General features: G+C 67.2%; 13 protein-coding genes. 10 read left to right on the forward strand and 3 right to left on the reverse strand.

Annotated elements, in window-relative coordinates:
* Positions 1-24 precede the first annotated feature (24 nt).
* The 3 genes from V6M63_RS22090 to V6M63_RS22100 are packed head-to-tail and all read right to left on the reverse strand — an operon-like array spanning position 25 to position 2959.
* A complete protein-coding gene (locus V6M63_RS22090) occupies positions 25-855 on the reverse strand; it encodes an HpcH/HpaI aldolase/citrate lyase family protein (protein WP_332745406.1) in 831 nt (276 codons plus the stop codon).
* Positions 856-865: 10 nt separating this feature from the next.
* Positions 866-2065 carry a CaiB/BaiF CoA transferase family protein gene (locus tag V6M63_RS22095; RefSeq protein ID WP_332745408.1) on the reverse strand — a complete coding sequence of 400 codons (1200 nt, stop codon included), beginning with the start codon at positions 2063-2065 and terminating at the stop codon, positions 866-868.
* A 33-nt stretch (positions 2066-2098) separates the two neighbouring features.
* Positions 2099-2959 (reverse strand): FAS1-like dehydratase domain-containing protein, encoded by an 861-nt coding sequence (locus V6M63_RS22100; RefSeq protein ID WP_332745410.1) that lies wholly within the window; start codon positions 2957-2959, stop codon positions 2099-2101.
* A gap of 217 nt (positions 2960-3176) precedes the next feature.
* On the opposite strand from V6M63_RS22100, the gene V6M63_RS22105 reads away from it, so the two are divergent.
* The 10 genes from V6M63_RS22105 (at position 3177) to V6M63_RS22150 (ending at position 12816) form a co-directional block, all read left to right on the forward strand.
* The gene (locus V6M63_RS22105) at positions 3177-5192 is read left to right on the forward strand and encodes a 4-oxalomesaconate tautomerase (protein WP_332745412.1); all 2016 of its coding nucleotides are present in this window, start codon (positions 3177-3179) and stop codon (positions 5190-5192) included.
* A 67-nt stretch (positions 5193-5259) separates the two neighbouring features.
* The gene (locus V6M63_RS22110; RefSeq protein ID WP_332745414.1) at positions 5260-6117 is read left to right on the forward strand and encodes a class I SAM-dependent methyltransferase; all 858 of its coding nucleotides are present in this window, start codon (positions 5260-5262) and stop codon (positions 6115-6117) included.
* A 45-nt stretch (positions 6118-6162) separates the two neighbouring features.
* Positions 6163-7164, forward strand: a complete 1002-nt coding sequence (locus V6M63_RS22115) for a 3'-5' exonuclease (protein ID WP_332745416.1) — start codon at positions 6163-6165, stop codon at positions 7162-7164.
* A 62-nt stretch (positions 7165-7226) separates the two neighbouring features.
* Entirely contained in the window at positions 7227-7955 is a 729-nt protein-coding gene (locus V6M63_RS22120) for a GntR family transcriptional regulator (protein ID WP_332745418.1), read from the forward strand.
* 45 nt (positions 7956-8000) lie between these two features.
* Positions 8001-8549 (forward strand): VOC family protein, encoded by a 549-nt coding sequence (locus tag V6M63_RS22125; protein WP_332745420.1) that lies wholly within the window; start codon positions 8001-8003, stop codon positions 8547-8549.
* Between the two features lie 41 nt (positions 8550-8590).
* Positions 8591-9454: a fumarylacetoacetate hydrolase family protein gene (locus V6M63_RS22130; RefSeq protein ID WP_332745422.1), complete on the forward strand. Its 864-nt coding sequence runs from the start codon at positions 8591-8593 to the stop codon at positions 9452-9454.
* 15 nt (positions 9455-9469) lie between these two features.
* On the forward strand, positions 9470-10465 hold the full coding sequence (locus tag V6M63_RS22135; protein WP_332745424.1) for a zinc-dependent alcohol dehydrogenase family protein: 996 nt from the start codon (positions 9470-9472) through the stop codon (positions 10463-10465).
* Between the two features lie 81 nt (positions 10466-10546).
* The gene (locus V6M63_RS22140; protein WP_442909635.1) at positions 10547-11515 is read left to right on the forward strand and encodes a Bug family tripartite tricarboxylate transporter substrate binding protein; all 969 of its coding nucleotides are present in this window, start codon (positions 10547-10549) and stop codon (positions 11513-11515) included.
* A 48-nt stretch (positions 11516-11563) separates the two neighbouring features.
* On the forward strand, positions 11564-12142 hold the full coding sequence (locus V6M63_RS22145; protein WP_332745425.1) for an amino acid synthesis family protein: 579 nt from the start codon (positions 11564-11566) through the stop codon (positions 12140-12142).
* 83 nt (positions 12143-12225) lie between these two features.
* A complete protein-coding gene (locus V6M63_RS22150; RefSeq protein ID WP_332745426.1) occupies positions 12226-12816 on the forward strand; it encodes a TetR/AcrR family transcriptional regulator in 591 nt (196 codons plus the stop codon).
* The last annotated feature ends 35 nt before the right edge of the window (positions 12817-12851 follow it).

Here is a 12851-nt window from a genome sequence, read left to right on the forward strand (position 1 = left end):
CTGTTGAGGGGATGAGGTCCGGGTTCAAAGCCCTGCGGCCATCAGCGTGCGGCGGGCCTGGCGCACCACGGGCAGATCGACCATGCGGCCGTCGAGCCGGGCCACGCCGGGCGAAGCCGCATCGGCCGCCAGCACGCGCTGCGCCCAGACCAGCTCGGCCTCGCCGGGCTGCAGCGCGCGATGGATCGACAGCACCTGGCTCGGGTGGATGCACAGCTTGGCGCCGAAGCCATGGCAACGCGCCAGAGCCAGGTCGGCCAACAGGCGGGCTTCGTCATCCAGCTGCGGCGTGACACCGGCCACGGGTGCCTCGAGATCCGCCATGCGCGAGGCGAGCGCGATGCGCGCCGCCGCGTAGCTCAAACCGATGGGGTCCCGGCGGATGTCCAGATCGAGGTCCAGTGCGAAGTCCAGGGTGCCGAACACCAGGCGGACCACCCCGTGGGTGCCCGCGATCTCGTCCACCTGGGCCACACCGCGCGCGCTTTCGATCAGCGCCAGCACCTGGACGCGCGGCATGGCCTCGACGACAAACTGGATCTGCTGCGCCTGCTCGGCTTTGGGCAGCATGACCTGCGTCACGCCAGTGCCCACCAAGGCTGCCAGGTCGTCGGCAAACCAGTCCGATGTGGAATCGTTGAGGCGCACCACGCAGCGGGCGCGCTCAGCAGGCGCGGCGGACTGCAGCCACTGGACGACATGGTCGCGTGCGGCGGCTTTGTGGTCGGGCGCCACCGCGTCCTCAAGATCGAGCACGACCGCGTCGGCGCCGCTGGCCAAGGCTTTGCCGAAGCGATCGGGCCGCGTGCCGGGCACGAAGAGGTAGGTGCGCGCGGGGGCGGGGCGTGCTGACATGGCCACTTCCTCAGATGGCCTTGGCTGCGCGCAGCGCGGCGATGTCGTCCGTGTCGTAACCCAGCTCGGCGAGGATCGCATCGGTGTGCTCGCCGAGCGCGGGCACCGGGTCCATGCGCGGACCTTCGTTCCAGGTGCCCGGTGGCAGCATCGCCGGCAGCGGCCCCTGTGGCGAGCCCACCTCGGTCCAGCGCTTGCGCGCCTGGAGTTGCGGATGTGCCCAGACATCGGCCATGGTGTTGACGCGGGCGTTGGCGATCTGTGCCGCTTCCAGCCGAGCCTCCACCTCCGCCACCGTCCGGGGCCGGAAAGTGTCTTCAATGATCTTTCGCAAGGCGGCGCGCTCGGCGACACGCTTGAAGTTGGCCGTGAAGCGGGGGTCGGTGGCCAGGGCCGGCTGTTGCAGCACCTTTTCACAGAAGCTGACCCATTCGCGCTCGTTCTGCAGGCCCAGCATCACGTGGGCACCTTGCTCCGCCGGGCCCACCGGAAACGGGCCATAGGGATAGATCGTCGCGTGGCTGGCGCCGGTGCGCGGTGGCGGTGCGGCGCCTTCGAAGGCGTAATACAGCGGGTAGCTCGTCCATTCGGCCAGGGACTCCAGCATGGAAATGTCGATGCGCTGGCCTCGGCCGGTCTGGCTGCGCTGCATCAAGGCCGCGAGGATGTTGCTGTAGGCGTACATGCCCGCGGCGATGTCCGCAATGGAGGGGCCGGCCTTGCAGGGCTCGTCCGCCGTGCCGGTCACCGAGACGAAGCCCGCCTCGCTCTGGATCAACAGGTCGTAGGCCTTCTTGTCGCGGTAGGGTCCCGGGTTCTCCAGGTCATCGCCATACCCCGAGATGTCACAGACGATCAAGCCGGGCTTGGTCTTGGACAGCGCCTCGTAGCCCATGCCGAGCCGGGCCGCCGCGCCGGGCGCGAGATTCTGCACCACCACGTCGGCCTTCTCCAGCACCAGGCGCTGCAGGATTCTGGCGGCCTGCGGGTGTTTGACGTCGAGCGTGAGGCTCTCCTTGGATCGGTTGGTCCAGACGAAGTGCGATGCCAGGCCACGCACCCGCTGGTCGTAGCCGCGCGCAAAGTCGCCCGTGCCGGGGCGCTCGATCTTGATGACGCGCGCGCCCAGGTCGGCCAGCTGGCGCGTGGCGAAAGGTGCTGCGATGGCGTGTTCCAGGGTGACGACGGTGATGCCTGCAAGTGGTTGCATGAGAGTCTCGGGTGGTCTGTCTTGATGGACGGCTCAGCGCAGCACAACGGTGGCGTCCATCGTCAGCCAGCCTTCGTGGTCGCTGGCCCACAGGTGCACGGTCTTGCCGTCGACGGCGGGCTCGCCCTGCACATGGAACGCGTGCAGATCGAAGGTCGGGCGCACCGCCTTGAAGCGGAAGCCGGCCACCTCGGCAGCGGGCATCTCGCGGCGCAGCAGGTCCAGCAGCAGCGTGGCAATCAGCGGGCCATGCACGATGAGACCCGGGTAGCCTTCGACCTGGGTGACGTACCGCCGGTCGTAGTGAATGCGGTGGCCGTTGAAGGTCAGTGCCGAGTAGCGAAACAGCAGCACGTCGTCCGGCACGATCTGGCGACGCCAGGCCGCTTGCGTGGGGGCTGCTTGCGGGGGAGGTGCCACATCGCCGGGTTGCTGGGCATCGCGGTAGACGATGTCATGGAATTCCACCAGGGCAGGTTTGGTCGCGCCGTTGCAGCGCACCTCGTGGATAACCTTCACGAAAACGAGCTTGCCGGTGCGGCCTTCCTTGGTGCTCACGTCATCGATGGTGGAGGTGCGGGCCACCTGATCGCCCACGCGGATCGGAGACAGGAACGCGAACTGGCTGCCGGCCCACATGCGGCGCGGCAAGGGCACCGGTGGCAGGAAGCCGCCGCGCTTGGCATGGCCGTCTGCGCCGAGGTCGGATTGCCGGTGCAGCGGCAGGAAGTACAACCAGTGCCAGAGCGGCGGCAGCACCGTGCCGGGACCGGTGCTGGTCGCAGGATGGTCGAGCGTGGCGGTCAGGGCGGCCACTGGCGTCGGGTTGACGGTGTCCTGCACCGTCTCGCTGCGACCGATCCATGCACGCAGGTCGTCGGTGGTGTGGCTCATGCGGATGTCCTTCGCTCTCAGGGCTGGAATGGTGGGTGCTGTGGAAGCAGTTTCCGTTCATCCAGTGGCGAAGTAAATTGCAATATTGAGAACAAGTGATGCCTTTGGTGCATCAATAGAAAGCCATGATCGGGCCAGCCCGTTTATTGCAAACGATGGATCAATGCTTCTCAACAATGCAATTCACAGAAGCTGCGCAGCTCTTGAGAATGCGGTCATGAACAAAGTCATCCCCTGTGTCCTCATGCGTGCCGGCACCTCGCGCGGTCCCTTCTTTCTGCGCGAATGGCTGCCCGAAGGCGACGAAGCCCGCGACCAGGCGCTGATCGGTGCGATCGGGGCCTCGGACCCGCTTCAGCTCGACGGCGTTGGCGGCGGCAGCACGTTGAACAGCAAGGTGGCCATCGTCTCGCGGTCCGCCCAGCCCGACTGCGATCTGGACTATCTGTTTGCGCAGGTTGGCGTGGGCCACCGCTCCGTCGACACCCGGCCCAACTGCGGCAACATGCTCTCGGGCGTGGCGCCATTCGGCATCGAGCAAGGCCTGGTGAGGGCGCAGGACGGCGTGACCAAGGTACGCGTGTTCAATGTCAACACCCGTTCGCGCATCGATGTCACGGTGCGCACCCCGAACGGCCGCGTGACGTACGAGGGTGATGCACGCATCGATGGCGTCGCCGGCACGGCTGCTCCCATCCTGCTGGACTTTCTGGACGCCTGGGGCGCGGTGACGGGCCAGGTCTTTCCCACGGGCAACCGCATCGATCACATCGACGGCACGGCCGTCACCTGCATCGACGCAGCCATGCCGCTGATGATCGTTCGCGCGGCCGATCTCGGCGTCACAGGCCGCGAAAAGCCGGTGGCGTTGGACGCCAACGCCGCGCTTCTGGCGCGCATCGAATCGCTGCGTCTGCAGGCGGGCCGCATGATGGGGCTGGGTGACGTCTCCAGCAGTGTCATACCGAAACCGGTGCTGGTCAGCGAAGGAGATGCGCCCAACAGCGTCACCTCGAGATACTTCACGCCGCACCGCTGCCACGCGTCGCACGCCGTCACGGGCGCCATTGGTGTGGCCAGCGCTTTCGCGCTGCCCGGCACGGTCGCCAGCGGCATCGCGCGCGAAGCGGGCCGCCACAAGCTGGTGGTGCTGCATCCGGCGGGCCAGATCGATGTCGAGGTGGAGCTCGCGGGCCAAGGCGATGCGGCCGAGGTCAAGGGTGCCGCGCTGGTTCGCACGGCGCGCAAGATCATGCAGGGGGAAATGCACTTGCCTGACTACGTTTTTTCGCGTCCAGAGGAAGCTGCAGCCCCGACGCAAAAGCCGATCACCATCATTGTTCCGACCGCAGCAGGTGGCGGGAACGACACCATGGCCCGCATCATCGCCAGCAAGATGGGGCGACTGCTGGGGCAAGAGGTGCTGGTGGACAACCGGGCGGGCGCGAACGGTGCCATTGCCAGCGAATTCGTCGCCCGTGCGGAGCCCGACGGCCACACCTTGATGTTTGGCTATGTGGGCACGCACGCGATGAACCCGGCGCTGCAGAAACTGGGCTACGACCCCGTCAGGGACTTCGAGCCGATCGGCCTGGTGGGCTCATCGCCGACGTTGATGGTGGTGCATCCGAGTGTCTCCGCGCACCGCGTTCAAGACCTGGTGTCCCAACTCAAGGCAGATCCCGGCAGCTTGATCTACGCTTCGGCGGGTGATGGCACGCCGCCCCACTTTGCGGCGGCGCTGTTCCAGCTCGGCAGCGGCACCGAGATGGCTGGCGTGAAGTTTGACGGCGCGGGGCCTGCCATCTCGGACGTGGTCAGCGGGCGCACGCAGATCATGTTTCCCAGCTTGTTCACCGCCCACCCGTTCGTTCGCGGTGGTCAACTGCGCGCCCTCGGTGTTGCAGGCACCCAGCGACTGCAGAGCCTGCCCACGCTGCCCACGCTCTCGGAGGCGGGGATAGGGGGCGTGGATGTCACGCAGTGGTACGGACTGTTCGCGCCGGCCAAGACACCAGAACCCATCATCTCCCGGTTGAACCAGGCGCTGAATGCAGTTCTGGCCGATGCGGCCGTGATCGCCCAGTTCAGGGACCATGGCGCGAGCGTCGAGCCGGGCAAGCCCGATGCACTGCGCACAACACTCCGCGATGAGCTCCTCCGATGGAAAGATCTGGTGGCACAGGACGCGCTGGGCGACACGAAAATGCGGCTCGCGGCCTTCCTCGAGTAGCTCAAGCTTGATTCCGCCCGCCCCCTCTGCCAGACTGGCGTGCGCTCAACAGATGGTGGAGAAGCAGATGACTGATCAGCCAATGCCCACACACGACCGCTGGGGCGAGGCCGGTCCCTACGAGCTGTACGTGGGGCGCTGGAGCCGACAGGTGGCGACGGAATTCACCCGCTGGCTGGCTGCCAGGCCGGGCGCGGACTGGGCCGACATCGGTTGCGGAACCGGTGCGCTGACACACACCATCCTGAGCCACTGCAACCCACGCTCCATCCACGCGATCGACAAGTCGGCCGGCTTCGTCGGTTTTGCATCGGCGAGCATCGCCGACGACAGCGTGCGCTTCTCGGTCGCCGATGCCCTCGCCTTGCCCATGGAGACCGCCAGTTGCGACGCGGCAGTCTCCGGGCTCGTGCTCAATTTCGTGGCTCAGCCGGCGACCATGGTGGCCGAGATGGCGCGGATCACGCGGCCCCACGGACAGGTGGCCGCCTATGTCTGGGACTACGCCGGCGGCATGCAGATGATGCGGCGCTTCTGGGATGCCGCGATCGCCGTGTGCGGCCCGGCCGAGGTGCCGGACGAGGCCAGCCGCTTTCCGGTGTGTGCGCCTGCGCCGCTGCGATCCTTGTGGGTCGATGCGGGTCTGGTCAACGTCGACGTCCGCGCCATCGACATACCGACCCACTTCTCGAGCTTTGACGACTACTGGCAACCTTTTCTCGGTCGCCAGGGCGCCGCGCCGACCTGGCTGGCCGGCTTGGCGCCGCACAGGCAGGACGCCATTCGGGATCTGTTGCAGCGCGAACTGCCGACACAGCCCGATGGCGGCATTCATCTCGAGGCCGCTGCCTGGGCGATCCGGGGGCTGCGTGTCGAGACGCCATCGATGCATCTGCCGACAGGCGCCGCGGAGGCGATCGGCTGAAGGCCGGCGTTGGGCGGGACGCGGCGAGTCGGGTAGGCTTGTTCGATGAACCAGTCCAGTTTCGAATTCGATTCACCGGGTCCGGCACAAGGTGTGTCCGCTGAACACACCCGTCCACCACCCCTGCCAACCTTGGAGAAGATCGCCCAGCGGTTGGAGCGGCATCCTGACTTTCGCGTTCTGCGGCGTCTCGTCCCCGTCACGGATTTCGGACCCGCGCCCGTGGCTTCGGGGCAAACCGACCCGACCTGTCGGCGCGTGCTGGTGCTCGACACCGAAACCACCGGTCTCTCGCACCCAACCGACAGGATCATCGAACTGGCCATGCTGCTGGTGCAGGTGGACATGGCCACCGGCTTGCCGTTCGGGCCGGTCGAGCTGTTCGAAGGATTCGAAGACCCCGGCATGCCCATTCCAGCGGTGGCGCGGGAGGTGACCGGCATCAGCGATGACATGGTCCAGGGGCATCGCCTGGACGATGCGCAGGTCGAGGCCATGGTGATGCAGGCCGATCTGATCGTGGCGCACAACGCCGGCTTCGATCGCCCGTTTGTGGAAACCCGGTTCCCCTGTTTTGCCGCCAAAGCCTGGGCGTGCTCGTTTGCCGACATCGACTGGAAGGCCGCCGGCGCGGGTTCGTCCAAGCTGAGCGCGCTGGCCCAGGACCAGGGTTGGTTCTTTGATGCCCACCGCGCCCAGGTGGATTGCCATGCCTTGCTGCAGGTCTTGTCGAAGACGGTGGCCGGCAGCGCGACCACGGGCTTCTCGCAACTGATCACGGCTGCCTCGTTGCCCCGTTTCAAACTGCGCGCCACCGGCTCGCCGTTCGAATCCAAGGACCTGCTCAAAAGCCGGGGCTACCGCTGGGATGCGGACACCAAGGTCTGGTTTTGCACCGTGCCCGACACGCAGCGTCTGGACGCCGAGCTCGAATGGCTGAAGGCAGAGGTGTATGGGCGGCGCAGCGCACGTGTGGACATCGAGACGCTGGACAGCCGGGTGCGCTACTCGGCGAGATTGGGGGAGGTGTCGCAACGGGGGCTGTAGGCCCTTGCCCGCTGGTCTGTGCAGGGAGGTGCCTGCAAAATGTCTTGCACAAAATCGTTTTTATGCACAAAATCCACTTTGTGCAAAATACAGAACTCCCGGAATTCACTTCGTACGCAGGCCAGACGCTGTCCGAACAGGCGTTTTTGCGTTTGCGGCGCGATGTCATTGGCGGGGCCTATGCACCCGGCGTCAAGCTCAAGCTCGACGAGCTGCAGGCGGCCTATGGGTACTCCAGCAGCCCGCTGCGCGAGGCCTTGAACCGGCTGAGCCAGGAAGGCCTGGTCAAGGCGGACGATCGGCGCGGGTTTCGTGTGGCGCAGATTTCCTCGGAAGACCTGGCCGACCTGACCCACATGCGCCTGATGGTGGAGGTGCCCGCGCTTCGCCTGGCCATCGAACACGGCGACGTTGCCTGGGAGGCCGCCGTGGTGGCCTCGGCCCACCGCCTGGAGCGGGCCGAAGCCCATCTCGGTGAAGGCCCGCAGGTGCTCGACGAGGCCTGGAGCCAGGTGCACCGCGACTTCCACATGTGCCTGCTCGCCGGCTGCCCTTCGCAGCGACAGCTCGCGCTGTGCGCCAGCCTGTTCGACCAGGCCGAGCGCTACCGGCGCTTTTCCGCGCGCCACCGCGTGAGCTCGCGCAGCAAGAACCGCGAGCACAAGCGCCTGCTGGAAGCGGTGCTCAAGCGCGACGCCGACACCGCGTGCGCCTTGCTGGCCGAGCACACGCAAGGCACGCAGCGCAACGTGGAAGCAGCGTTGCTGCGCATGCGCGCCGCGACCAACTGATCCCCAGCTTCTTCGCCATTTCCGCCACCTTCGAGAAAGGCTCCCATGCTTTCCGTGACCCGACCCACGCCTTCGCACTTCGGCATCTACGCCACCGACCCCGACTTGCTGGTGGACTTCTACACCCGGGTGTTCGGTCTGACGCAGACCGATCGCGGTCGGGGCAAGACCTTTCCGGTGGACCTGATCTTCCTCAGCGCGAGCCCGGATCAGCACCACCAGCTCGTGATTGCCGGTGGTCGCCCGAAGGAGGCCACCTTCAGCACGGTCATGCAGATCTCGTTCGTGGTGCCCAGCATCCAGTCCATGCGTGAGATCCGCCAAAGCGCGCTCGCCGCTGGCGCCACCAAGATGCGCGGGCTCAACCATGGCAACGCGCTGTCCATCTACTTTTCGGACCCTGAGGGCAACACGGTGGAGGTCTACATCGACACGCCGTACTACGTGGCCCAGCCGCACGGCGATCCGCTGGACCTCGAGAAGAGCGATGAAGAACTGATGCGCGAGACCGAGGCCATCTGCCGCGCCGACCCGACCTTCATGCCCATCGACGAGTGGCAGGCCCGCTTTGCGCAGCCGGCGCCCCGCGCCTGAATCACGACACCGGCTACCCCCTTCCATTTTCAGGAGACTTCATGCGACTGCTGTCATACCTTCACAACGGACAAGAGAGCTACGGCGCCGCCGTGGGCGAGAACGTCGTGAACCTCAGCCGTGCCTTTGCGCAATACCCCACGCTGGCCGATTACCTGGGCGCGGGGCGCTGGGAGCAGGCGGCACAGGACGCCGCCGGTCAGCCTGTGGACGGTGCCCTCGCTTCCATCGTGTACCTGCCGGTCATTCCGCGCCCGGAGAAGATCGTCTGCGCCGTGCGCAACTACATGGACCATCACCAGGAGGTGCTGGCCGCCGGCATGCAGCGCGAACTCTCCGCAGAGCCCCCCATCTTCCTGCGCGTCTGGCGCTCGCAGGTGGCCCACGGGCAGGCCATCGTGTGTCCGCGTGTCTCCGAGTCGCTGGACTGGGAGGGTGAGCTGGCCGTCATCATCGGCAAGGCCGGGCGCGACATTCCGGAAGCCGAGGCCTTCGAGCATGTGGCCGGCTACGCCTGCTACAACGACGGCAGCGTGCGCGAGTGGCAGTTCCACGCCAAGCAGATCGCTTCGGGCAAGAACTTCGAATCCACTGGCGGCTTCGGTCCTTGGATGGTCACCGCCGACGAGATCGAGCCCAACGCCGAGCTCAAGCTGGAGGTGAGGCTCAACGGCGCGGTGGTGCAGTCCAGCCACACCGGCCACATGATCTTCCCCATTGCGAAGCTCATCAGCTACGCCTCCACCATCTTCACCCTGGTGCCCGGCGACGTGATCGCCACCGGCACACCGGCCGGTGTGGGCTGGAGCCGCAAACCGCCGCTGTTCATGAAGCCGGGTGACGTGTGCGAGGTCGAGATCGAACGCGTCGGCACGCTGGTCAATCCCATCGTGGCGCAGGTCTGAGCGAGGCGAAGCGCTGTGCAGGCGGTTCAGGTTCACACGCCGGGCGGTCCGGACGCGCTGCAACTGGTGGCGCTGCCGGAGCCCAATGCCGGTGCCGGCGCGGTGCGGGTGCGCGCCCAGGCGATCGGCGTCGGGCGCCCCGACGCGCTGATTCGCAACGGCACCTACAAATGGATGCCGCCGCTGCCCGCCATCCCCGGTGCCGAGATGGCCGGCGTGGTGGATCAGGTGGGCCCGGGTGTGACGCAGTGGACCGTGGGCGACCGCGTGCTGGTCAGCGCGCGCGATTTGGCGCAGCGCGGTGGCTGTTACGTGCAGGCCATCGTCGTGCCCGAGTCCGCGCCTTACCGGCTGCCCGATGCCATCGCGTTCACCGACGCCGTCAGCCTGCCCAATCTGCAACTGGCCCAGGCGCTGCTGCTGGGGCTCAACGGCGGCCGTGCCGACGCGCGCAGCGTGCTCATCACGGGTGCCTCTGGCGGTGTGGCCACCATGCTGGCCCAACTGGCGCGGCACCACCAGATGTTGACCCTGGGCACGGCGCGCTCGGCCGACAAGCGCGCCCAAGCCATGGCGAACGGTTTTGACGCGGTGCTCGATCCGGCGCAGCCGGATCTGCCGCAGCGTGTGAAGGCCCTCACCGAGGGCGTGGGCGTGGACCTGGCGCTGGACCCCATCGGTGGGCAGACCCTCATCGACTGCCTGCACAGCCTGGCGCCGCTGGGCACAGCCGTTTCCTACAACATCGTCGCCGGCCCGCCGGCCCGGGACGTGTTCGCCACCCTGCGCAGCCTGCTCGGGCGCAGCCTGGCGGTGCGCTGCTTCTCCATGCACACCTTCGACGAAGACACGCAGCGCCGGCGCGCGCTGATGCAGGGCGCCATCGATCTGATGGCGGCGGGGCATGTGAAAGCACCCGCGCCCACCTTGCTGCCGCTGAGCGACGCACGACAGGCCCATGTGCTGCTGGACGCTGGAACGTTCACCGGAAAGATCGTGCTGCAACCCTGACCTGATTTCTTCACCGCGGAACAACGCCACAGCACGCACTGTGGCCGCCGCTTCATCCACCACCCGCAAAGGAGACATTCCATGCAACGCAGACATTTGATGCAGGCCGGCGCCGCCCTGGCCGTCACGCCCTGGTTCCCGGCCCATGCCGACGCGTACCCGGAGCGCCCCATCAAGATGCTCCAGGGCTTTGCTCCGGGCGGCAACGCCGACAACATCGCCCGCACCATCGGCATCGAGATCGGCAAGGCACTTGGCCAGCCCATCGTCGTGGAGTCGCAGAGTGGCGCGGGTGGCACCCTGGCGTCCGCCTCCGTGGCGAGGGCGAAGCCTGACGGCTACACGCTGCTGCTGGCCACGGGCGGCCACGCGGTGGCGGGCGCGCTCTACAACACGCTGCCCTACCGCACCGTGCAGGACTTCGACGCCGTCTCCACCATCACCTTCTTCCCCTTCCTGGTGGTGACCACGGCCGAGTCCAGGTACAAGAGCTTTGCCGATGTGCTGGCCGCCGCGCGCGCGGCGCCCGGCTCCGTCGCCTACGGCACGGCGGGCATCGGCTCCACGCACCACCTGGCGGGCGAGTTGCTGGCCAAAATGGCGGGCGTGCAGATGCTGCACGTGCCCTACCGGGGCGACTCGGCCTCGCTGACCGCGCTGCTGTCGGGTGATGTGCCCTTCATCATCGCCCCGCCCACGGCTGTGCTCTCCAACATCAAGGGTGGCAAGTTGCGTGCCCTGGCCGCCACCGGTCCCCAGCGCTGCCCCGGCCTGCCGGAAGTGCCCACCGCGGCGGAGCAGGGCGTGGCGGGCTACGACGTGCGCTCATGGGCTGGCGTGCTGGCGCCCGCCGGGCTGCCCAGGCCGGTGCTGGATCGCCTCAATGCCGAGATCAACAAGGCGCTGCTGTTGCCGTCCGTGAAGGCCCGCCTGGAAGAGATGGGCGGAGAGGCCCGGGGCAGCACGCCGGAAGAAATGAAGACCATGGTGGCGAACGAAACCCAGCGTTGGTCGCAAGTGGTGGCGGACGCGAAAATTCCCAAACAGTGAGCGGCATCGGCCCTCGATGACGACCTTCTTCCCAACCGACTGCACACCATGTCCCTGATCGAAATCCGCAAGCGCAGCCTGACCATTGAAACCATCTACCACGAGGGGGGCCCGGCACCGGCCGAGCCGTTGAAGCTGGCGGCGGCGTGCGCGGTCATCCGCAACCCCTACGCCGGTCGCTACGAGCCCGACCTGCTGCCTTTCATGGCAGAACTCCGCAGCCTGGGCACGCTCCTGGCCGAAGAGCTGGTGGCCACGCTGGGACGCGACCAGGTGGAGGTCTACAGCAAGGCCGCCATCGTGGGGGTGAACGGCGAGCTCGAACACGCCGCCGTCTGGCACGAGGCGGGTGGCTGGGCCATGCGCGCGGTGCTGGGCGAGCCCAAGGCCATCGTTCCCGCCTCCAAGGCCGTGGCCGCCACGGGCTACCGGCTGATGGTGCCGCTGCACCACATCCATGCCGCCTACGTGCGCAGCCACTACAACAGCATGGAGATCGGCATCCAGGACGCGCCGCGCCCCGACGAAATCCTGTTTGCCCTCGTCATGGGGACCGGCGGGCGCATCCACTCGCGCCTGGGCGGGCTGACCAAAGAGAAGGTGTCGGTGCACGACGGCCAGCGCTGAGCCCGCCGCTGGACACAGCATCCCCATGCTGGGCAGGGTTTTGACAATATGACGATCGTCATATTGATGGTTACAATGCGCCCATGGAAATCGCACCCAGCCGCAAGGCCCTGACCCACGAACGCATCATTGACACGGCCGCGCGCGCGATCCGGCGCGCCGGGTTCAACGGGGTCGGCGTGGCCGACATCATGAAAGAGGCGGGCCTGACCCACGGTGGGTTCTATGCCCACTTCGCCTCGCGCGACGCGCTGCTGGCCGAGGCCCTGGAGCACGCCGGACAGCAAAGCGCCAGCCGCATCGCCAAGGGCAACGCCACGCGCCAGGCGCGCGGTGCCAGCCCGTTCAAGGCGCTCATCGAAGGCTATCTGTCGGACCGCCATTTGAGCGGCATCGAAAACGGCTGTGCCGTGGCCGCACTCGCCTCCGAGATGCCACGCCAGTCGCCCGACGTGCGTGCCGCCGCATCCCAGCGCGTGCGCAGCCTGATGGCACTGGTCGAACGGTCACTGCCCGCCGGTGCCGTGCCCGGGAGCGCCGCGGCCATCGCCAGCCAGATGGTGGGTGCGCTGCAGCTCGCCCGCGCCCTGGGCGACAACACCGAAGGCAAGGCTTTGCTGGCCGCCAACCGCAGCGCCCTGCTGGCGCAGCACGACGTCTCGCCCCCGGCCTGAGCCATGGGCCGTTTCATCGCATTTTTTTCATTCTT

The organism is Hydrogenophaga sp. (assembly GCF_036675665.1).
GTDB lineage: Bacteria > Pseudomonadota > Gammaproteobacteria > Burkholderiales > Burkholderiaceae_C > Hydrogenophaga.